The organism is Shewanella livingstonensis (assembly GCF_003855395.1).
Classification (GTDB): domain Bacteria; phylum Pseudomonadota; class Gammaproteobacteria; order Enterobacterales; family Shewanellaceae; genus Shewanella; species Shewanella livingstonensis.
The window spans coordinates 295026-317611 of the sequence record NZ_CP034015.1 but is presented as its reverse complement, the minus strand read 5'-3'; the positions used below and the strand labels follow the sequence as shown (position 1 = coordinate 317611).

Here is a 22586-nt window from a genome sequence, read left to right as displayed (position 1 = left end):
CCTTTGTTATTTGCTTAACGATGCATAGTAATTACGAATATGCTCAGTTTCGCGATAGTTACTGCCCGAAGGCTCTTGTGTAGACGGTTTAGTGACTTGAGCAAGTGCGGGTGCACTGACACTGGCCACAGCACCTACCGCACTGCCGAGCGCTAATGCTTTTAGCATTTGGCGGCGACCCATGTCGGAAGCTTGCTTGTTCATATTGTCTCCTTGTTAATAAAAAGGTGAGGTTAAATAAGCCATCACCCGGTTTAGTTAATTTGTACAGCGTCTTGTTCAAGCGGATCTAAGTCAGCACTACCTGGACAATTCACCGGAATATCTAAACTCAGTTGTTCAAATTCATTGGCTTCAGCGATAAAAAACGCTTTAGCTAGTTGCGCCACACTTTGGTAGAAAATGGCACTAGGCGTTTTGGCTAAATTATCACAAAAACGCAAAATCCAGCTGCCTATATGACGTTGATAAAACGCTAACTGACGGTAACCTGGTGCTTCTAAAATTAAGCAGCCCATCACTTCACATAATGCGGCAACATGATCTTCTGGTTCTTTAACGTTCTCTTCACGTTCAAAACCAAGTTGCATCAGGTCGCTGCGTAATGCCGCTAACGGTTTATCCATTAACGATCCGGTCATAAACCAACTGCCATAAGGCATTATTTCGCCACTGCCAACGCCTAAGAAAATGGCAAAGTATTCATCTTCCAGGATGTTGGTATCACTGTTTTGTGCTGCGAGTTTTAACGCATTCCATGCTTGACTCATGGTATTACCATCCTCGGCCTCTACCTCTAAACCTGCTAAGAACGTTAATAATTCAGCACTTGGTTGGCGGCGTAATAACGCAGCCAGTAACTGATATATATCGGCTCTTAACTGATCATTCTCACTTACTTGTCTTCCTGTTTCGGTCATAGGAGATCTCTTATTGCAATTGCTTTTCTGGATCGTCAAGGATGTCTTCAAACATGTCTTTTACACGGCAATCGCCACACATTTTCAAACGCTCAATATTGCCACTAAACGCGCTATGTTCACCCACCATCTCAATTATTTTGCGTACCATGGATTGGGTAGCAAATTCACTGCCACATCGAATACACTCAAATGCAGGCTCTTGCTTTAAGACTTGAACTTGTTGCCTTGCAGACTGATTGAAGTTGATTTGAGGTATTAAGCTAATCACGTTTTCAGGACACGCGGCTTCACACAACCCACATTGGACACAATCTTGCTCAACAAACTTAAGGGCTGGAGCGTTGCCACCATCTTTCAATGCTTGGGTAGGACATGTTGCTACACATGACATACACAAGGTGCATTTGTCGCTGTTAATGCTAACCATGCCGTATGGAATATTAGCCATCGCTAACACATCATCAACAGCTGCGGCTTGGCTATTAAGATGGTCAATCGCTTGAAACACGATACTGCGTTTTACATTGGTATTGGGTTCAATAGCATCTAAGACCATTGGCATAATCACTGGCCACGCTAAACTCACCGCGAGTGCATCATCTAATTGGCTTAGCTCTGATGGGGTAATTAAGCGGATCCGTTGTGGTTGACCCATTTGATCAAGAATACGATTGGCTAATGCTGACTCACCTTTAAGCATTTGCAATAATGTTGGTGCTGTAGCAGGCGTTTGCAGAATTAACACTTCGCGGGCACCATTGGCTAAGACTGCTAACCAATGATCAATACTCGCAACAGTGATTTCTTCCATTGCGACAGGTAATACGTCACCGCTTAACTGATCCGTAATCCATTCGGCACCAGCTTCATTGTCATGAAATAATATCACTGGGGCAGTTTGGGCTTCTTGGCGATAGCGGCTGACCAATTTTTCAAGGTAAGTATGCAGTGATGATGGGGTTGGTAAATCATAGCTTAGCGCCCCTGTTGGGCATGCATTAGTACAACTACCAGCGCCATGACAAAGATAAGGGTCAATTTCAATTTTGTGCGCTACGCTGCTAATCGCATCGGCAGGGCAAAAGTTTAAACATCGGTTACAGCCGTTTAAGCCGTGTTTGTCATGGGCGCAAATATCACTGTTAACCCGAACATAGCGCGGTTTATCAAACTCACCGATTAGGTCTGGAATGTTGGCAATGGCATCGGCAAGTAACGCCGCGTCTTGGCCAACATAAAAGTAACCTGGAGGAAGCATTTCAAGATTAATGCAAGGACTGTGGCTTAAATCGAGCACAATATCAAAATGTGCTTGGCGAATAGCAACCACACTTAACTCTGTAATGCCGCTTTCGCCTTCAACTTTAACCTGAAATTGGCCTAAAAACCCTTTAACACTCGTTAATTTATTGTAGTAACTTTCAACATCAGCGGCCGCATTCATCACTGCTTCAAGGTGGGTTTCATCTTGGCTAGTGATCGCTTCATTGGCTAAAATCACTCGGCTTGCCATTGTGGACAATTTGTCCGCAGCTAAACGCGCCAGATCTTCAGGCCCAATAATGAGCACATGCCCCTGGGTGGTATAGCTAACAGTGGGCGGAATTAAATTTTGCAAAATCTGCGTACTGGCCATCACCTGTTGTCGTGCTTGTTTTAGCTGTGGCTGGTTTTTTCTTATACTCATTGCGTTCCCAATTATCGGTTTTTATACCTCATTAACAGTGATAGCTCATTTCACTGTTCACGCTTATTGCACGTCATCAATTGACATTCACTTGTTCTAATTCTGTAACTAACGACTTTTATTTGTGTCACATACATCTGGTGACGGTGTCGTTATTATGCTTTCGCCTCATCACTGGCGATAGCTTGCTTTAGCAGATCATCATTCTGGTAAAGCGGTTGTTCTGCTGGAGATAACGCCGCAGTCGTTGTTGCATCATTATCGGCTAAATCGATTGAGTCCTCTTCGGCTATCGAGTCGGTTTGTTCGGCTAATTCGTTTGATGCTAATTCGTTTGGTGCGAATTCAGCTGAATCGGCTAAGTCAGTTGGCGCTAAGTCCGCGTCTAATTCTGGCTCAGGCTTTTCTTTTTCAATGACATATCGAAACACTTTACTGGCCAACTCGGCGGATACATCCGCTGACAATAACGGTTGATTGGTATAATCCAATGCATATTCAAGCAGCCCATCGATATGACCATATTGCGGCTGTTTCCATAATGCTCGTAGCGCAGCAGCTTTAGTAGTTGGGTCGACACTTTTGGCCATAAAGCGGGCAAAACTGCCACCGACTTCAATGGTATTTGGGTCTGGTAATGCTTCTGGCTCTGCCACCTCATCCGCATCAATTTCGCTAACGTCTTGAGGTGATTCAGCCGTAAGTATGTTGTAGTCATCGGGCTTTTCTTGTGCCAGCTGCAATAACTCTTCTTGCTGAGCCTCTTCAGCAACCCGCTGACGCCTAATTTCCCAACGGTTAAGAAGACCTTCTGCTTTATCGCTCATTGCATATTTCCAGAGCGATTCGCGCTCGGCCCTTCATTTTTACGGCGGTTAACATGCTTGCGTCTATGAGCACTGATTTCCACTTCGCCGTGACGAGTGATGAATGCCTCTATCCAACAGGCAATGGCGCTAGGCATTGGAATATTGAGCACTGGTGTATCTGACTCTAGGCAACCGGCACTCACGTGTTGGTCGGCAGAGATCATCGCAGGCACCCATGTGCCATCAATCAATTCGTCGCACACAATGAACAACGTTGCATTATCCATATCGAGATTGATGCGATAACTACCACGTTGATCTTTGTACAATTCCAGTGGCACCAAAACAGAATTGTCTGGTTGCAACTCTGTTGCTGGAACCATTTGGTCCAGTTCCCAGCGAATAGATGTCCAGCGCCCTACTTGGGTTTGAACTTTTTTCAATGAAACATACATTGGCCAAATCGTGTCGGTGTGTTGCATGGTAATGCTTACCTCTGACATGAATATGTGCATTAAAATACACTTGATTGATTTGTTTATTATTAAAGTAAAAGCAAAAATGATGCCAACTAAAAAGTAAAATTAACTTTGAACTAGATCCCGAAATCCTTCATAAGGATAGGACATTATGTCCACAGTGCAATTTTAGGTGGGACATAAATACACGCCAAAAATATTGAATTTATCAAGATTTGCGTCAGATCACGCTTAGGCAAGTTGTTTTCAGTTTAAGGAATAATAATTGCTATGATCGTTAGGTATTGAAGCAGGCAAACACTGCCGATCTCTTCCATCAATGAAAACCCATTAAGAGGCTAGCCCGTTTATGACTCAATCTGTTTCAACCACATCTTTAACGCGCAAAGCAATAAAGTTTGTTAAAACCAATACTCAGGTACCATTAACTATTGCAGTCAAAGCAGTAAACGAACAAGGCCAGGTAGTTGATAAGTTTGTTGCCTGTGAACGGCCATTAACGGTGTATTTAAATTGGCGCCCTATCGTAACCTTAATGACGTTAGGTGCAAAACCAGAGTCATTGACTCTTGGTTATTTAAAAAACCAAGGCTTTATTAGTGAGTTAAGCTTATTAGAATCAGTTATTGTTGATTGGGAAGTCAGCTCAGCGGCGGTAATAACCAAAGAAGTTTCTGAAGATATTGAGCAAAAGTTAGCTGAAAAAACTGTCACATCAGGTTGCGGGCAAGGCACTGTTTACGGAGGGTTTTTACAAGGTTTAGATGAAATAGATTTACCCATTCCATCTTTAAAACAATCGACTATTTATGCCTTACTAAGCAATATTAATGCTTACAATGAAACCTATAAAAATGCTGGTGCAGTGCATGGTTGTGGTATATGCCAAAACGAGAAAATATTAGCCTTTGTTGAGGATGTTGGTCGCCATAACGCTGTTGATACTTTGGCAGGTGATATGTGGTTAGATGAGCAATCTGGAAGTGATAAAATTTTCTACACTACAGGCAGGTTAACATCGGAAATGGTCATCAAAGTCGCCAAGATGGGCATACCTGTATTACTATCGCGCAGTGGCGTAACTCAAATGGGCTTAGACTTGGCCCAACAAATGGGTATTACCATAATAGCTCGTGCAAAAGGACGACATTTTTTAGTGTATCACGGCAGTGAAACCATTGAGTTTGATGCAATGAAAGATTAACGCCGTAATGTAGCCCATTGTTGGCGTAATGCAGGGGTTAAAAAACTCCAGGCTAAAATACGGGTCGCTTTATTACCTTGTGTCATCTCAATAGTTTTTACCTCAATTGCGTTTACCTGTTTGAGTAATTGGTAACAATGCTTAAGGTTTTCTGACTTTGATACTAATGAGGTAAACCATAACACTTGGCTAGCATAGTCACGGCTTTGCTTGATCATGTTGGCCAAAAATTGATGCTCGCCTCCATCACACCATAACTCAGCTTTTTGACCACCAAAATTAAGCGTAGGCTTAATGTGGCTTTCAGCTAGCTTACTTGATTGTTGACCATGCTTTTTCTGCTGGCTTTTAGCTAAATTGGTAACTTTACGTAATGAGCCTACTGATGCATCAGCGAGTGAGCGATGAAATGGTGGGTTACACAAGCTGACATCAAACCGTTCATCTGCGATAATAATACCTTTGAAAATAGACTCAGGATACCGCTGTAATCTGAGCTGCAAATGATTTGCAATCTTTGTGTTTTGCTGGGCAATATTGGCCACATTATTGATAGAGACAGGATCAATATCCGACGCCACAAATTGCCAACCATAGCTTTGAATACCAAGTAGCGGATAAATACCATTGGCACCGGTGCCAATATCTAAGCCACGAATACTGGCCCCTTTAACCACTTTGCCGTTAACAGCCAATAAGTCTGCAATATAATGCAAATAATCGACTCGACCAGGTACTGGTGGACATAAATACCCTTCGGGAATATCCCAACCGCTAATATGATACTCACTCAACAGTAAGGCCATGTTGAGGCTTTTTACTGCTTTAGGATCGGCAAAATCGATAGAAAGGTTACCGTAAGGATTTGGCCGCACAAAAGCCGCCAGCGCAGGCATTGCATTTATAAGTGCTGTAAAGTCATAACCTTGTTGGTGCGCATTACGTGGATGCAATGCTTTTGATAGTGCGGGCTTACTGGCCTTTACTGATATCGGATTACGGTTAACCACTGATCGGCTTGGCGAGCGCTTAGCACTACTATGCTTGGCCCGCATCGGAGGCGTTGTTGACCGAGTCATTAATCGTATAAATATTTAGTAAATAATAAGTTCACCACAATAGAGCGACCGACTTCTTGCTCCATTAGTCGATTCACCGTCTCATAGCATTCACGACGAATCTCCTCACGTCCAGATAAGGATTTAACCTTTTCTTCCGACTGATTACCTAAAATTTCCACTATGGCTGAGCGTAATAAAGGATCGTGATGCTCTAAGCTCATTAAATCATTAGGGTCTTTTACCATCAATTCAACACTGATTTTAACAAAACCTAACTTTTTACGGTTAGAAATATAGTTAGTCACAATATCTGGCTCAAAACCATAATAAGCATAATCTTCGACAGCAGGCTCGTCTGCAGCATGGGCATTCAATGCCAAACAACACAGCATAACTAACGTTGAAACCAATTTTTTCATAGTGAGATAAACTCCGTCGATGTAGAACGTTAATTAAAATAAGCCATATTGGTCACTCCCTCAGGAGTGTTTGCTCATCTTTGACATGATAGACTATTGCCGTTGAGATATATTGTAACGAGTTTTAGATGAACGTGACCAGTATTAGCTTTCCTTATGGTGAATCAATTCATTGGTTTTCGCCACAAAAAATAGATTCCTTGCCCCATAGCCAACTTAAAGAGTGGTTACTAGCAACAGGAAGTTTAACCAAACGCCTCAAGACACACTGTAAACACTTTGAAGTAAAGGTGTTAGGCGAGCACTTACTTGAACCTCTAGCTCATGAATTTCCTGCTCAAATAGATCCTGTTTGGATCCGTGAAGTACTATTGTGCCTTGACGGTATCCCATGGGTATTTGCCCGAACATTAATCCCACAAACTATTTTAGGCTCTCAATCCCTTGATAATCGAAATGCTGATGATAAACAAAATTGTAATCAACAAAATGACTTTACTCGCCTTGGGACTCGGCCTTTAGGCGAGCTATTGTTTAGTAGCCCAGACATAACGCCCGGTGATATTGAAGTCGCCCAGTTTGAAACCTGCGGCCGATTAGCTGCGTTAGCTAACAGCTTAAATCAACAGGTTAAGAGCCGTTTATGGGGCCGTCGTCGCTACTTTAATATGCATGGTTCACAACTTATTGTCAGCGAAATTTTTCTGCCTGCTGCGGTCGAATACATCAACCAAAGCATTTAACATTAATGCAAATCCGGTCTCGAAAACCTGACTCTGTAGCCAAAATAAAAAACGCCCTTATGGGCGTTTCTGTTGTTTGCTACGAAAGATTAAACTCGTTTGCGCTGATAGCCTAGTAGACCGAGCATTAATACGCTTAACCAACCAAAACTACCTCCGCCACTACCACTGTCTGTTGTGGTTGTTGTGGTTGGTGTAGTCACAGCCACTATTGGCGTCGATACAGTGATTGCTTGGTTGGCAGTAACTTCATTACCAACAGAGTCAGTTGTTACTAACTTAATAGTATAAGTACCTGCCTCTTTATAAGTATGGCTTGGATTTTCGGCTATGCTGGTGCTGCTGTCACCAAAGTCCCATAGATAAGTCAAATTACCGAAACCTTGATTAGAGGTATTTGTTAGCGTTACCGTTAAGTCAGTTTGGTACAAGGTAAATGCCGCTACTGGCTGAATAACTACGCGTACAGTGTCAGTCGCGGTAACAGTATTACCTGCTGCGTCGGTGACTAGCACATTGACAACATAGTCACCCGATGTCGGGTAAGTGAAACGTGGCGCCGCATCACTACTCGTGGCACTATTTACCCCAAACGACCATGCGTAGCTGTAATCATTACCGCCAATGACAACCACATTAAAGCTGACATCTGCACCACTAGCTTGCGCATTAATCTCGGCCATTAGAGTAACGGGTGGCAATACACTGTTATCAGACAAGGTGAGTTCAACGGTTGCAGTACTGCTATCGCTGGCTTGCTCGGTTACTTGCATGGTTAAACCAAGTTCTGGCAATAGCATTCCGGCTTGCGGTTTTAACGGCGCGCTGTAATCGCGGCTGTCATCAAACAATGACTCTGCCGCTAAATGACTGTCACCACTATAAGCGCTTTGAGCGTATAAACTGAATGCTGCATCGCGAATCTGTACGTCCGTCGACTGACCTCTAATTAAGTTTTGGTCTGCATCAACCACACCGATTAAGCCTTTTCCTGGATGATCTGACACATTATTATCGATTTGATTAGAGTTTTCTAACCACAACAGTACTCCTGGTTCATATTTGTCATAAGCCAGCCCAGCATCGACACCTTGATGGCTGCGTAATTGCACAATGTAACGTCTCGCTTTACCTGGAAGACTCTCTTCAATACGGCTAAACCCTGACAAGGTTGCTGAGCCATTAACTTCTGCGCCATCAATATAAAATGCGGCGCCTTGGTTAGTTAATTGAATATCATCAATTGCCATACCGTAATCGCCTACGGCCTCATCGGTTTTGTATACCACACTGATTTGTACATCTCGGCCCGCGTAGGCACTCAAGTTAAAGCTCATGTTCACCCAAGCATCAACACCCGATGCAGAACTAATGTCACTCGACTTGCCACTAATAAAGTTTTTTACCGTTGGATAAACAGAATTAGTCCCGTTGGTGTAGTTACCTTCTACTGCGACGCTATCAACTAATACCTGTACATAATCATAATCTTCTTCAATATCCCAATGGGCTTGAAATGATAATGCTAACGGCGTATTTAAGGGTAATGACACATCAAATGACATAGCATTATTGATCATATTACCTTGACCTGAATAGTACTGATATTGACCCGTTAATGGTGCTTTAAAAGCGATTTTCTCTGCAGGAATCGCAATTGACAACTGGTTTGTCGCATCAGTATTAACCGCATGATTAAGCTTTACAGTGGTGCCGCCATTGGTTAAGTTAGCCAGTGATATGTGCTGCTCATTAACCCACTTACCTTTGTATTTTTGTTGTAAGAAAGATTTAGCATATGGGCTAAAACCACTCGGTTGAGCCCCTGCAATACTCCCCGTCCAGCTACCACCAGACATCAGCGACCAAGAGCCAACAGGTGAACCATCGCCACTATTAGTGGTGTCATATTCATCTGGTAAACCTAAATCATGACCAAACTCGTGAGTACAGACTCCAGCAGCAGAATCGATAGGTTGTACGGTATAGCCAAATACCTTCAAGCCACCACGGCCAGGAAGAACATAGCCATTGGTGTTTGAGTCGACATAAAAACGGTGTGACCAAATAGCTTCGTCAGCCAATACTCCTCCACCAGCTTCTTCACCTATGCTCGAGTGAAACAGCATAACATGATCAATAATGCCGTCGGCTTCATCATAATTACCATCGCCATCGATATCGAAAGGGTCTTCAATATCATAACTGGCTAGTTCTGCATCGGTCATACCCACTACTGCTTTAGTGACGGCCTCTTTAACTAGCTCAGGTACTGCATTATCGTCTTCATCTGCATTATTACCGCCATAGTATGCGGCGTTATTATCTGCAGTAACCCAATCTCTTACTTCACCGGTAAAATAGAAACTGTTACCCGATACCGCTTGAAAATACTGATAAGCCGATTGTAGCGTTTGATTGCTTGGACCTTTAAAACCATTTTGTGAAAACAGTAACTGTTGGTAATGTGAGACTGGATAACTGCTGTAATACATGTCGGTATCACCAGCGGCTAGTTGATTGGCGTCATGAGGTAAATCAGGGAAATCGACCAAAACAGCTAAAACTTTTACCGTTTTGGTAATATCTTGATCGGCTGATACTTTATTCTTGGCAGCAACATATTGAGCACTTTTAGTATTTTTTTGCTCTGAGCGCTTAATACGTAATTGCTCGGCTTTAACTTCAATAGCCGCGGGTTTAAATGCGGTATCACGACCACGGCTAACAAATGCATCTACAGCGGCTTTTTTTTCATCATCACTGGCGTCTGCTGAGACCTCACCACGTTTAATTAACCAGTACAGTACTTGCTGTTGATTAATCAATCCACCATCGGCTGGAGTGCCGGTTTGTGGAGCAGCATTTGCTGCCATACTGCTGCATGCAAGCAATAACGTTGCAACACCTAACCCTTGATATTTAGTCAACTTACTCATTATTGCTTACCTGTATTTGGTGTTGGCTTGTGGCACTTTTCAAATGCTTTTTGGCGTTTAGTGATGTAATCAGCAACAACTTTATCTATTTGTGCTTGATCCATATCGGCGCTAATTAACCCTTTAGTTCGCAGGTTTTCAGTTAATTTAGTTCTATCGCGTAAAGGAGGCATGGCACTGGGACCACAATCTTTAATTAACGGTTTAGTTACCACTACAGTGGCAGCTTGCTCGTCTATTTTTGAAGCCGCCGACGGATTTTGACAACCCTGTAAGGTCATAAAAGCCAGTCCCAGCATGACGATAATGTATTTCATAATTCACCCCGACCAATAATCACATGACATTAACAGCTGCAACCTATGGGTTACAATTAAATTAGACATTCTTTAATGTAAATATATCCGTTCGCTTAAAAATTAATACAACAGATGATTAATCCTGCACTAAAAACAAAAGCCGACTCATTCGAGTCGGCTTATAATGTCCATTAGTTCGATGAGAACCGGCCAGTTTTTAATATTCCAAACAGTGGTTGTCTCAAACAATATCTACAGCTAAAGCTGAGCTTAACTCACGGTAAAGTTAATATAATTAGATATCCCATCAAGTAACATTTGCACCGATATCATCACCAATACCATCCCCATTAAGCGCTCTACCGCTATTAAGCCTTTTTCACCGAGTATCCGAGTAAACAACTTATAGAACATTAAAATAACCGCACTCATGCCCCACGCAGAGACCAACGCAATAGTCCAATCTGTCATACGACTGCTATCGGTATGCGCCAATAATATCAATGCGGCTAAAATAGATGGGCCAGCCATTAACGGAATCGCCATCGGAACAATAAAAGGCTCTTCACCAGCGGCTAATCCAGCTACGCCACCCGGTGATGGGAAGATCATTTTAATCGCGATTAAGAACAAGATAATGCCGCCCGCAATGCTAACGGATTCAGAACGTAAGTTCAGAAAGTTAAGAATAGCTTCACCGGCATACAAAAACGACAACATGATAACCAACGCAAATAACAATTCACGGATTAAGACTTTACGGCGTTTTTTAGGATCAATATGTCGCAATATAGAAGCGAATATAGGTAAATTACCTAGGGGATCCATAATCAAGAACAACATGACGGCTGCAGAAAAAATATCCATGGACAACAATCTTTTAATTAACAAAATATGGCCTGCATTGTATACCCAACGCCATAATATAAGCGATGTAAACAGCCAATTTATTGCCAATTACACGACGGGTTACCTTGATAACCGTCCACAAGGACGTATCATAAACAACCATCTTACTGTTACCAACGTAATGATCTAAAAACCTTTTTTAATCTTACCGTCATTAACTCGAACGACATAATCCATTCTTTGTAGGTAAATTTTTCAGCTTGAGATATTCACACGCTACAATATTGGTTTAAAATGATATACTGCGTTGTTTTTTTCGATTAATTTCTGGATAACATGCTCTATCTAATCGCTAGCTGTGTTGCATTACTGTTTGGGCCACTTTTTTACCGCTTCTTCTCATCAGGTAGCGGACTTCAAAAGGGTTTAGATGGCTTTATTTTCGTCTCCCTAGGCGGATTAGTGCTTATCCATATTTTGCCTGAACTATTAGAACATGGCGGGGTTGTCACACTATTTTTTGTCATGCTGGGTGTTTGGGGACCTACTGCCAGTGAAAAGCTGTTTCATCGATATTCCGAAATAACTCATAATATTACCCTTACATTGGGCATTGGCGGACTATTACTGCACACCATTACGGACGGTGGAGCGATGGTATTGGCACAGCAAGAAGGCAATTCGACACTTCTAGCCTTAGGCGTGATCATGCACCGCCTACCTGTTGGTGTTGCCATTTGGTGGTTACTCAAACCTCAAGTCGGCACTCGATGGGCTAGCGCCGTTTTAGCTGCGATGATGGTATTAACCAGCGTCGGCTACTTTGCTGGCGAACATTTGTTAACTCAATTAAGTCTTGAAAACACGGTTTACTTGCAAGCTTTTGTTACCGGTTCCATTTTGCACGTTGTATTGCATCAACCACATGGCCACCAACAAGAAGATAAGCAAGGTCAATATCAATACCAAGCAGGCATTGGCAGCCTATTAGGTTTAGGATTATTAGCCCTGTTACTGCTAATGGATACTGGCGGCCATGAACACGCTCATAAAGACCATGGTTCAGAGCAATTCGTTAGTTGGTTACTGACTATTTCTCCGATCCTATTAGGCAGTTACTTTATCGCCACCGCTCGATTTGCATCTGGATTACGACCATCTCATCCTTCCCTAGGATTACGTTGGTTACAGCGTTTAGCCGGACCTGAAGCATTGTTAATTACCTTACTACTATTGGGTCCTTGGTTTGCGCTTTACCAAATATTGGGACTATTAGCTATTGGGGCACTAATGACCCTGACCAAAGTGGATATAACCGACCCGCACCCAACGTTATCTGAGTCGCCATGGCGTTTTGGTTTTAGCCAATTAGTCGACCGCAGTGCACCGTGGATTATTCTTAGCTTAGTATTAGCAAACCTTATTGGTCATCCATCAGTGCCATTAGCAAACCCGGCATTGCAAGTGTTTATTTTACTGTTAGTGTTTTTACCGATGCGCTTTTGTAATTTAGGTACGGTAATTTTAGCACTGGCTTTGGCTTACAGTGGTTGGAGCCAAATTGCAGTGGCGTTTACCTTATTGGCAGCACCGGTGCTTAGCATTGGTCAATTGAAGCTAATGAATTGGAAACAAGGGCTAATGTTAGGTGGCATTTTACTGCTAGGATTAATCGCGGCAGATCAGCTCACTCTGAGCTCAGCATTTACATTACACCTGCCTGAGTCAGCCAATATTGTTGGTTTAGTGGCTATCGTTTTATTGTTTGGAGCCAGCTTACTTCGACTTGGCCCGCGTAAATTTTTAAGCCGTTTGATGATCAACCTAAAATCAGCACCACATAGCCATGACCACGGCCGTCATTCAGACACCAAAGCTGCACATCATCACGAGTCAGCTTCGACACATAAGCATCATCATTAATCATAATCGATTTATTAGGTTACGATGGCGGTGTCGATATTTTTAAGGAGCTGCCATGTGTATTTTATTTATTGCCGTTGAAGCGCATGTCGATTATCCCTTAATTGTTTGCGCCAACCGTGATGAGTTTCATCACAGATCAACCGAACCGACTTATCGCTGGCCAACAACGCCAACCATTATAGCTGGACAAGACAAGCAAGCTGGCGGTACCTGGTTAGGCATTAATGAGCAAGGCCAATTTGCAGGACTAACCAATATTCGCTCCATCGAATTGCAAGATGGCGTTCGCAGTCGCGGTGAGTTAGTGGTCGATGCACTAACAAAACAACACATTAACAATCAATGGTTAGCTGAGCACTCGGTTAATTATAATCCGTTTAATCTCGTCTTCGAACAACACAATCAACTTCATTGCTTTAATAGTAAAACATTATCGACCACGACACTTGAGCCCGGGTTTCATGCGGTGAGTAACGGCGCATTAGATGATATATGGCCTAAAATGGCTAAAGGTCAACAACAACTGCAAGCCTACATCAAGCAAATGCAATCACCTTGCATAGACAAATTACTCGATATAATGCGCGACACCTCTCAACCAAAGGATCAAGATTTACCTCAAACGGGTATTAGTCTTGAGTGGGAGCGTCGACTGTCTTCTATTTTTATCCAACATGAAGAATATGGCACTCGTTCAACCAGCATAGTATTAAAACATCGTAGCGGAACTATGCAATTAACCGAAGTAAGATACGATGGTAAAGCCCGTAATTTAGGCTCTCAACGTTTTACGATGGGTTAATTCCAACTTAAGTTAACTGATATTACCGCACACCAAAATCACATTCTTTGTGCTAACCCATATCCTAAGTATTAGTTAGTTGGTGTGTTAAGGCTAACGACCAATGACCTCTCACATTGACTATGGCAAACTGTGACTTGTCCCACATTCCTAGCAATATTCAATATAAGATACCGCTAAAGTGCCTTTATTCCATGAGGCAACATTCATTTTTACAACCTAGATCAAGGTTATTTGATCTCGAACATTGCATACTTCGCCTGTTGCTAATTTACCCCGGAGGACACGCCTTGAAGCAGCCCACTCAGATTAGTTGGGATCAGTCGATGATCGAAAAATACAATTACAGCGGTCCCCGTTATACTTCTTACCCGACCGCACTAGAGTTTGACGATGCCTTTACTGAGCAAAATTTACTGACATCTATTAAAAATAGTAAATCAGATAAACTGTCGCTATATGTACATATCCCTTTTTGCGCCAAACTTTGCTATTACTGTGGTTGTAATAAAATTATTACTCGCCACGCACACAAAGCTGATCAATATATTGAATATCTGGCCACTGAAATTATTAAACGCGCCCCATTATTCAAAAATTACACCGTAACCCAAATGCATTGGGGTGGCGGTACACCGACATTTTTAAGCCCTGAACAAATTCTTAAACTGACTGCACTAATTAAACAACACTTTAATTTTGCTGATGTGGGTGAATACTCAATTGAAGTTGACCCGCGAGAGATAGAGCTCAGCATGTTAGACACCTTAAAAGAAGCTGGGTTTAACCGGGTGTCTATTGGTGTTCAAGACTTTAATAAAGAAGTACAAATTGCCGTTAACCGTGAGCAAGACGAACAATTTATTTTTGACTTAATTGCCAGAGCTAAAGAACTCGGTTTTGTATCCACTAACGTTGATTTAATTTACGGTTTACCGCTGCAAACACCAGAAACCTTTGCGAAAACTATTGCGCGCATTATTGAGCTATCGCCAGATCGTCTATCTGTCTTTAACTATGCACATCTACCATCGCGTTTTGCTGCACAACGTAAAATTAAAGAACATGATATGCCTGCTCCACAACAGAAATTAGATATGCTTCGCCAAACGATAGAGTCATTAACCGGTGCGGGTTATCAATTTATTGGTATGGACCATTTTGCCAAACCCAATGATGAGTTGGCAAAGTTACAAAATGCCGGCAAATTACATCGTAACTTTCAAGGGTACACCACCCAAGAAGAATGTGATTTGCTTGGGTTAGGGGTATCATCTATCAGCCAAATTGGCGACTGCTATGCCCAAAATCAAAAAGATATTCGTCCATACTACGAATCTATTGATGCTAATGGTCATGCATTATGGAAAGGCTGTAGCTTAAATCACGATGATGAAATTCGTCGCGCGGTCATTAAACAGATTATCTGTCATTTTGATTTAGACATGGCCAAAATTGAACAAAAGTTTGCCATTAACTTTGATGAATATTTTGCTGAAGACCTTAAACTATTGCAAACATTCATTAATGATAAATTGGTTGATATCACTGATCGAAAGTTAACAGTAAGCCAGACCGGTCGTCTACTTATTCGTAATATCTGCATGTGTTTTGATGTATATTATCGTCAAAAAGCCCGTCAGCAGCAGTTTTCAAGAGTTATTTAACTCACTATTTATGTAAAGTAGAATACAAAAATAGCCAGCATTTGCTGGCTATTTTTTTACTTACATTCGCTATTTACTTCGCTTTTTTAGCGTATAACGCTTTACGATCGCTGTCAGACATAAACGCCATTTCAACGCCATTACGTTGTAATGTCGCCAACTGGCTATCACTAAAGCCCATTTCAGATTTAACCACACGATACTCGTGCGCAATATCAATGGCACTCACACCTGGGTCATCGGTATTCAGGCCAATCAATACACCTGCATCCATAAACTTACGCAGTGGATGAACGCCATAATCTTTAACCGTTGAAGTATGCAAATTGCTGGTTGGACACGATTCAATCCCAATACGATGCTTAGCTAAGTATTCCATCAATTTAGGATCATGTATGGCATTAACCCCATGACCAATTCGCGTAGCGCCTAATACATTAATGGCTTGCCACATACTTTCAGCACCCGCGGCTTCACCAGCATGAGCAGTGATCTGTAATCCAGCATCACGTACGCGCTTAAAGTGCTCTGTAAATAAGTCGCCAGGAAAACCGAGCTCATCTCCGGCTAAATCCATCGCCACAATGCTGTCACGGTGAGCAAGTATACCTTCAAGTTCTAAGCGACATTTTTCTTGTCCAAAAGAACGCGACATAATACCAATTAGGTTAATGTTAATATCATGCTCTTTTACGCCAGCGCGCATACCATCGATAACGGCTTCAACAACACCTTCAATGGGTAAATTATGATTCATCGCCATGTAATAAGGACTAAAGCGCAATTCCGCGTAATCTAATCCTTGTGATGCTGCATCGACAACATTTTCATAGGCAACGCGCTTAACAGCGTCAAGATCTGCTAATACTGCCACCATCCAATCTAGTTTCTTCAAAAAATCCACTAAGTTGTTTTCTTTGCCTTGAATTTGCACAAATGGCGCAAGCTCTTCTAGCGAATTAGCAGGTAATTTAATACCGTGTTGATGGCCTAATTCCCAAATGGTTTTCACATTAACATTACCGTCTAAATGGCGATGTAAATCAACCAGCGGAATGGTTTTATCTATCATAATTAACCCCTATAAACTTACCCTGCCATTAGTTTAGTTTTGTCGGTCAGAGAATAGCATTCAGTTTAACATGTATTTATATAAACTCTGATGACCAATGTTTTTTTATGGATGCTATCACACTAAAACACATGCTCATTTGTGATGTGTTTTTTATCGTTAAATCGGGCATACTCTAATGCTGACAAATAGATTCAAACATAAAGGACTATCGATGCGCTTGCTGATCCTACCGGTACTGATAATGTTAAGTTTATCGAGTTGTAGTCATCATCCGACCACAACTCAAATTGATAAACCCATCGCTCATCAACAAACGCAGGTAGATGCTTCTTTACAAGCAATTATAGATCAGAGTTGGGCTGTTAATTTAGCCTACTCACCAGAGCTAGCTGCCAGTTTAGGCGATGCTTCAGCAGCAGGAAAGCTTGACGATTTATCGGTAGAGACATTAGTCAAAAAGAATCAACAGACTCTCAAAATCCTTAACACCCTCAAACAACTTGATCGCACACACCTATCAACAGCTGATGTTATCAATGCCAAAATATTACAAGACCAACTACAAAATGAAGTCGACCAGTATCGTTTTCATGACCACTACTTACCAATAACGGCTGAAAGTGGTTTCCATGCGTATATCTCATCGATTGCTAAAGCACGCTTTAGTAGTGTTGAAGATTATCAGCATTATTTAGCTAAACTGAACCAATTGCCACGTTATTTCGCTCAACAAACATACTGGCTCAAACAAGGTTTAGCCAGTGGCATAACGCCAGCAAAAATTACGTTAAATGGTTTTGAAGACAGCATTAGCGCGTTTATTGTTCCCGTTGAAGCCAGTGGCTACTTTACGCCGTTTACCCATTATCCTGATTATTTTACCGCAGCAGAAAAGCAAGCTCTTACCGAGCAGGGTCGGTCAACTGTAGCGCAAATTGTACTACCGCTTTATCAGCAGTTTTATGATTTTATGACTCAAGAATATATTCCTAATGCACGAATAAGTATTGCCGCTTCCACCTTACCAGACGGCAAGGCTTTTTATCAAAATCGAGTTGAATATTACACCACACTGCCAATGACCGCTGAAGAGGTTCATCAACTTGGGATGCAAGAAGTTGCTCGTATAAAAGCTGAAATGGAGCAGGTGATTAAAAATGTTGGCTTTGAAGGTAGTTTTGCTGACTTTTTAACGTTTTTACGTACTGACCCACAATTTTATCCGAAAACAGCTAATGAGTTACTTAAAGAAGCAGCGTTTATAGCCAAAAAAGCCGATGCTATATTGCCTAAATATTTTAGTAAATTACCACGGACACCTTATGGTATTGCTCCAGTACCCGCAGAAATAGCCCCCAAATATACCACTGGACGCTATTCAGGTTCAAATCGTGACGATGAGCCTGGCTATTATTGGGTTAATACCTTTGCCCTGAATAAACGACCACTCTACGAGCTTGAAGCATTAACTTTACATGAGGCCGTTCCTGGTCATCATTTACAAATATCACTCAATAAAGAACTGACTAATTTACCCAACTTTCGACGTTACAGTTATATATCTGCATTTGGTGAGGGATGGGGCTTATATTCAGAGTATTTAGGCTTAGAGGCAGGGTTTTATCAAGATCCATATAGCAACTTTGGCCGCTTAACCTATGAAATGTGGCGGGCGGCGCGATTAGTCGTCGACACTGGTATGCATGCTAAAGGGTGGAGTCGTCAACAAGCGATAGACTTTATGGCCGGTAATACTGCACTTTCAATGCATAATGTTACAACTGAAATAGATCGCTATATTTCTTGGCCTGGCCAGGCGTTATCATACAAAATTGGGGAATTAACCATAAAACGCTTACGAGCTAAAGCAGAGAATTCGCTAGGAAAGGATTTTGATATCAGGAAGTTCCATGATGCCATTTTAGAAAACGGTTCAGTCCCAATGTCGGTACTCGAGCAAATGATTGATGAGTTTATTACTCGCCAACAAGCAATCATAAAAGATATGAGCAACGTATAGTAAGATAAATTAACACTTATAAATCAAATACTATTTTAGATTCAAACATACTGGCTTAATAACAATGCATTACATGAAATTTTCATCCGAATTAAAGCTCGATACGAGTGAGCAACGACATTTTTGGCAGCAAGTACACCAATCAAGTTTCTGTGCTACTGACGGTATCAACATTGCCTATGCGATGATCCAACACCCTAATAAACAACGCGCAATAGTGATCAGTAATGGCAGAGTAGAATCTTATATAAAGTATCAAGAATTGATATTTGATTTATATCAACAAGGGTTCAGTGTTTATGCTTTAGACCATCGCGGTCAAGGGTTATCAGACAGACTCACGCATAATCCTCATCAGGGCTATGTTGATAGCTTTACCGATTATACTGCTGACTTAGCTCAATTTATCGATCAGGTCGTACAGCCACAACAGCATGAAGAGTTATTTATAATCGCTCACTCGATGGGCTGTACCATCGCAAGTGATTATCTTAATAAATACCCAAAAACGTTTACTGCTGCAGTGTTTTCAGCACCCATGTTTGGTATACGACTACCATTTGCTAAATCACTTGTCAGTTGGTTAGCTCAAAAACTCAATAATAATCGCATTGAAGCCGGTAAAGTGCATAGTACCTTTGTGCTAGGTGGAACCCATTACAAACCCGATAGTTTTAAGCGCAATCCGCTCACTCATAGCCAATACCGCTACCAGCACTATCGTAACCTATTCGAGGCGACCGTTAAGGCACAATTGGGTTCGCCTACTAATCATTGGTTACTTGAAGCAATGAGCGCAGCACAGAGAAGTATTAACTATGCTAAGAACAGTCAAACTCCAATTCTCATCCTACAAGCTCAGAAAGACAGAATTGTCTGTAATGAGGCACAAAACCAAGCACTGAGCACTCAATGCCATAAGGTTGTTATTGAAGGCGCATTTCATGAGGTATTTATTGAGAGCGATAACATGCGTAATATTGCATTGTCTTACACTGTTGATTTTATGGCACTACACTCAAAGACAACTGCGTCTTAATCAATTGAATGATATCGTCATGAACTAACGGTCTGCTAATAATATACCCCTGAAACCATGTACATTTAGCATGAGTCAGTAAATTAAGTTGTTGCTTATTCTCAATCTGTTTAGCTACAACAGGAAAGTTTAATTTTGCGGCAAACTCAACAATGGCACTGATAATGTTAAAAGTTTCGGGGTTAAACTCTATGTCCTCAAGGTAAACTGCCGCTAACTTCACTTGTGAGAAACGAATACCCTGCAATAAATGGACAGCACAAGACCCACTGCCAAAATTATCCATCGCAATGTTGACACCAAATCGTTGTAACTCAGCAATTTTATTCCTGGCAACGTTAGCATTAACAACAAACACGTCTTCAGCTAACTCAAACTGAAGTAATGTGGGTGATATTTGTGCTGCATTGATTCTATTCATAATCACATTAACGAAGTGATCTTGATGAAAGTGTCGTGAGGACACATTTAACGACATAATTGGAACAGTCGCATTAGCCTGCTGAAGTTCTCTAATAACTTCACAGACTTTATCTAATGCCCATAACTCTAACTCAAAAATACAATCAGACAATTCAGCTGATGCAATAAACTTGCGAGGACTAATATAGCCATATTGAGGATGATACCAACGCATTAGCACTTCAACGCTATTAAGCTGCCCGGCCTGATCGACAACCGGTTGATAAACCAATGACATTTGTTGGTTATGGATAGCTAGTTTCAATTCATTTTGTAATTTAAATGGTTGAACCTGATTCTGATCTAATTCCGCTTGATAAATGGCGCAACCATTAGAACGACTGTCTTTTGCTTGCTCCAAAGCACTGTCGGCACGAGCCAACAATACCTGCGGCTCTAACGACTCAATACCATCAAAAACAACTAATCCGATACGAGCTGAAATAGTTAAGTTTTGATCAGAAATCGTAAAGCCACGGCCAATTAATTGCCTTACTTCACTAGCTAATGCTAACGCACGCTTATTTGCTTGATCAATTTCATTACCAAAATTTTTGGCTAAAATAACGAACTCATCAGCACCAAGGCGAGCCACCAAACCAGCACTAGAAAATGTACCTGACAATCGCGCAGCTATCTGCATTAATAATCGGTCACCTAATTGACGACCTAAAGCATCATTGATTAATTTAAAATTATCTAAATTAATCATCAATAACGCAGAAAACTGACCTGTCTTGCGACTGAAAACTTGTAAGTCATAAAGCTGATCAGCCAGTACATCACGATTAATTAAATCGGTAAGGCCATTATGACCTTGCTTATCATTTGTAATATTCTGGCTTTTAACGTCACCAGAAACATCTGTTATCGTACCGATAATTCGTGATGGTCGACCGCGCTCATCCCATTCAACTATTTTACCTCGGTCAAGTATCCAAATATAACGACCATCTTTATGGCGTAAACGGTGAACACTTTCATAATACTCGTGTTGGTTGTTTATGTAATTTTGTAAAGTATTTAAGACCTGAGCTTTATCATCTCTATGTAAACGAGATTCCCACACAGAATAATCATTATCAAGCTCATAAGGTTGATAGCCTAAAATGTCTTTCCAGCGGTCTGAGACAAACACATCACCAGTAGAAATACACCAATCCCAAATCCCATTACGTGCGCCCTCAACAGCAAATAGCCAGCGTTGCTCTGCATCATTAAGACGTTTCTTACTACGAGATAATCGACCATTAACTTGGTTTAGGTAGTCACGTAAATTAATCAACTCGGTTGAGGCACATAAAATATCAGTGTTGAAATCGGGAGAATCTAGATTTTTAGCGGCTTGGCTTAATTGAGTTAACGGGCGGATAAGTAAATAATGCAACATGACACAAAATAGTGACAATAATAAAGCACCTATTCCCCATATCTCAATGAAGCGTTTTAAAAGACTATCAACGGCTTCTGCTAATAGATTAGCAATGTCATATTCTAAATAAATAAGCTCTACTGAGTTAGAATTGCTATAACGTGAATTGGCGTTTAGAGGATAGTAAGCTTGAATAGATAAACGTTCAAAATTTACCTTTATGTAAGATTTATTGTTACTGATAACACTTCTATGCAAGTCAGCAGAATACCCCTCTAAAACATTAGTAGCATTACTTTCTCGCCAAATAATATGATTTGCAAATTGAATTTCACTAGCAGAATCAAGTATCACATAGACCATCATATTTTGATCGGTTGAAACTAACGCAACCTCCTGCTCTATCCGTTCAAGATCTTGTATCAATAAAGACGTTTCGACTACATGACGCATTCGAAATAAGTCTTTCTGTATTTGCTCTGACTGCCTTAATGCAAGCTGTTCATTTAGCTCAGCGTGCTCATAAAAATACTCTCCTGAGACTAGACCAAGGTAAAGGATAAAAATGCATACAGGAACGAGTATCGACAGAGAAAGTTTTGGCAAACGAGGCAAAATGAACCCACCCAATTAAATATATGAAGATATGCTAGCGGTTATTTTATCAATAAGTAAAGAAATAGTTATGAAGATGAATAACATATACAACATAAAAACTTTCTATTTATTAGTAGCTTTAAAACAATCTACATACTTTACCTTGTTTAACCGGTAAGTGTAATTTATTTACATAGATAGAAATATACACCAT

General features: G+C 41.2%; 19 protein-coding genes. 7 read left to right on the top strand and 12 right to left on the bottom strand.

Features of this window, described 5'->3' with window-relative positions; translation table 11 throughout:
* Window positions 1–6: 6 nt before the first annotated feature.
* From EGC82_RS01415 to EGC82_RS01395, 5 genes are all read right to left on the bottom strand, one after another.
* Complete coding sequence (locus EGC82_RS01415) at window positions 7–204, bottom strand: formate dehydrogenase (protein ID WP_124729188.1); 198 nt, start codon at window positions 202–204, stop codon at window positions 7–9.
* A gap of 50 nt (window positions 205–254) precedes the next feature.
* Complete coding sequence (locus EGC82_RS01410; protein ID WP_124729187.1) at window positions 255–920, bottom strand: TorD/DmsD family molecular chaperone; 666 nt, start codon at window positions 918–920, stop codon at window positions 255–257.
* Window positions 921–930: 10 nt separating this feature from the next.
* Window positions 931–2610, bottom strand: a complete 1680-nt coding sequence (locus EGC82_RS01405) for a 4Fe-4S binding protein (RefSeq protein WP_124729186.1) — start codon at window positions 2608–2610, stop codon at window positions 931–933.
* A gap of 155 nt (window positions 2611–2765) precedes the next feature.
* Window positions 2766–3437, bottom strand: a complete 672-nt coding sequence (locus EGC82_RS01400; RefSeq protein ID WP_124729185.1) for a DUF3306 domain-containing protein — start codon at window positions 3435–3437, stop codon at window positions 2766–2768.
* Entirely contained in the window at window positions 3434–3901 is a 468-nt protein-coding gene (locus EGC82_RS01395) for a DUF3305 domain-containing protein (RefSeq protein ID WP_124732529.1), read from the bottom strand. Before EGC82_RS01395 ends, EGC82_RS01400 begins: the two co-directional genes overlap by 4 nt.
* A 346-nt stretch (window positions 3902–4247) precedes the next feature.
* On the opposite strand from EGC82_RS01395, the gene EGC82_RS01390 reads away from it, so the two are divergent.
* The gene (locus tag EGC82_RS01390; RefSeq protein ID WP_124729184.1) at window positions 4248–5102 is read left to right on the top strand and encodes a formate dehydrogenase accessory sulfurtransferase FdhD; all 855 of its coding nucleotides are present in this window, start codon (window positions 4248–4250) and stop codon (window positions 5100–5102) included.
* Here EGC82_RS01390 and rlmF read toward each other — a convergent pair.
* Both rlmF and EGC82_RS01380 read right to left on the bottom strand, forming a co-directional pair.
* On the bottom strand, window positions 5099–6181 hold the full coding sequence (gene rlmF / locus EGC82_RS01385) for a 23S rRNA (adenine(1618)-N(6))-methyltransferase RlmF (protein ID WP_124729183.1): 1083 nt from the start codon (window positions 6179–6181) through the stop codon (window positions 5099–5101). The two genes, EGC82_RS01390 and rlmF, sit on opposite strands and share 4 nt — an antisense overlap.
* A complete protein-coding gene (locus EGC82_RS01380; RefSeq protein WP_124729182.1) occupies window positions 6181–6582 on the bottom strand; it encodes a flagellar basal body-associated protein FliL in 402 nt (133 codons plus the stop codon). The genes rlmF and EGC82_RS01380 overlap by 1 nt, the downstream gene beginning before the upstream one ends.
* A 128-nt stretch (window positions 6583–6710) precedes the next feature.
* Here EGC82_RS01380 and EGC82_RS01375 point away from each other — a divergent pair, with 128 nt between their 5' ends.
* Entirely contained in the window at window positions 6711–7325 is a 615-nt protein-coding gene (locus tag EGC82_RS01375; protein WP_124729181.1) for a chorismate--pyruvate lyase family protein, read from the top strand.
* 89 nt (window positions 7326–7414) lie between these two features.
* Here the strand turns inward: EGC82_RS01375 and EGC82_RS01370 are convergent, their stop codons facing one another.
* The 3 genes from EGC82_RS01370 to EGC82_RS01360 form a co-directional block, all read right to left on the bottom strand.
* Window positions 7415–10264, bottom strand: a complete 2850-nt coding sequence (locus EGC82_RS01370) for an immune inhibitor A domain-containing protein (RefSeq protein ID WP_124729180.1) — start codon at window positions 10262–10264, stop codon at window positions 7415–7417.
* The gene (locus EGC82_RS01365) at window positions 10264–10581 is read right to left on the bottom strand and encodes a hypothetical protein (protein WP_124729179.1); all 318 of its coding nucleotides are present in this window, start codon (window positions 10579–10581) and stop codon (window positions 10264–10266) included. The genes EGC82_RS01370 and EGC82_RS01365 overlap by 1 nt, the downstream gene beginning before the upstream one ends.
* A gap of 252 nt (window positions 10582–10833) precedes the next feature.
* Complete coding sequence (locus EGC82_RS01360; protein ID WP_124729178.1) at window positions 10834–11430, bottom strand: YhgN family NAAT transporter; 597 nt, start codon at window positions 11428–11430, stop codon at window positions 10834–10836.
* Between the two features lie 318 nt (window positions 11431–11748).
* Here EGC82_RS01360 and EGC82_RS01355 point away from each other — a divergent pair, with 318 nt between their 5' ends.
* From EGC82_RS01355 to hemN, 3 genes are all read left to right on the top strand, one after another.
* Window positions 11749–13335 (top strand): ZIP family metal transporter, encoded by a 1587-nt coding sequence (locus EGC82_RS01355; RefSeq protein ID WP_244212518.1) that lies wholly within the window; start codon window positions 11749–11751, stop codon window positions 13333–13335.
* A 55-nt stretch (window positions 13336–13390) separates the two neighbouring features.
* Window positions 13391–14140, top strand: a complete 750-nt coding sequence (locus tag EGC82_RS01350; protein ID WP_124729177.1) for an NRDE family protein — start codon at window positions 13391–13393, stop codon at window positions 14138–14140.
* A gap of 326 nt (window positions 14141–14466) precedes the next feature.
* A complete protein-coding gene (gene hemN, locus EGC82_RS01345; protein WP_244212567.1) occupies window positions 14467–15807 on the top strand; it encodes an oxygen-independent coproporphyrinogen III oxidase in 1341 nt (446 codons plus the stop codon).
* Between the two features lie 73 nt (window positions 15808–15880).
* Here hemN and add read toward each other — a convergent pair whose 3' ends face one another.
* On the bottom strand, window positions 15881–16879 hold the full coding sequence (gene add / locus EGC82_RS01340) for an adenosine deaminase (protein ID WP_124729175.1): 999 nt from the start codon (window positions 16877–16879) through the stop codon (window positions 15881–15883).
* A 214-nt stretch (window positions 16880–17093) separates the two neighbouring features.
* Between add and EGC82_RS01335 the strand changes: the two genes are divergently transcribed.
* Both EGC82_RS01335 and EGC82_RS01330 read left to right on the top strand, forming a co-directional pair.
* Window positions 17094–18902, top strand: coding sequence for a DUF885 domain-containing protein (locus EGC82_RS01335; RefSeq protein ID WP_124729174.1), 1809 nt, complete (start codon window positions 17094–17096; stop codon window positions 18900–18902).
* Window positions 18903–18966: 64 nt separating this feature from the next.
* Window positions 18967–19941, top strand: coding sequence for an alpha/beta fold hydrolase (locus EGC82_RS01330; RefSeq protein WP_124729173.1), 975 nt, complete (start codon window positions 18967–18969; stop codon window positions 19939–19941).
* On the opposite strand, the gene EGC82_RS01325 is transcribed toward EGC82_RS01330, so the two are convergent.
* Complete coding sequence (locus tag EGC82_RS01325) at window positions 19907–22228, bottom strand: putative bifunctional diguanylate cyclase/phosphodiesterase (protein WP_244212517.1); 2322 nt, start codon at window positions 22226–22228, stop codon at window positions 19907–19909. The two genes, EGC82_RS01330 and EGC82_RS01325, sit on opposite strands and share 35 nt — an antisense overlap.
* Window positions 22229–22586: the final 358 nt, after the last annotated feature.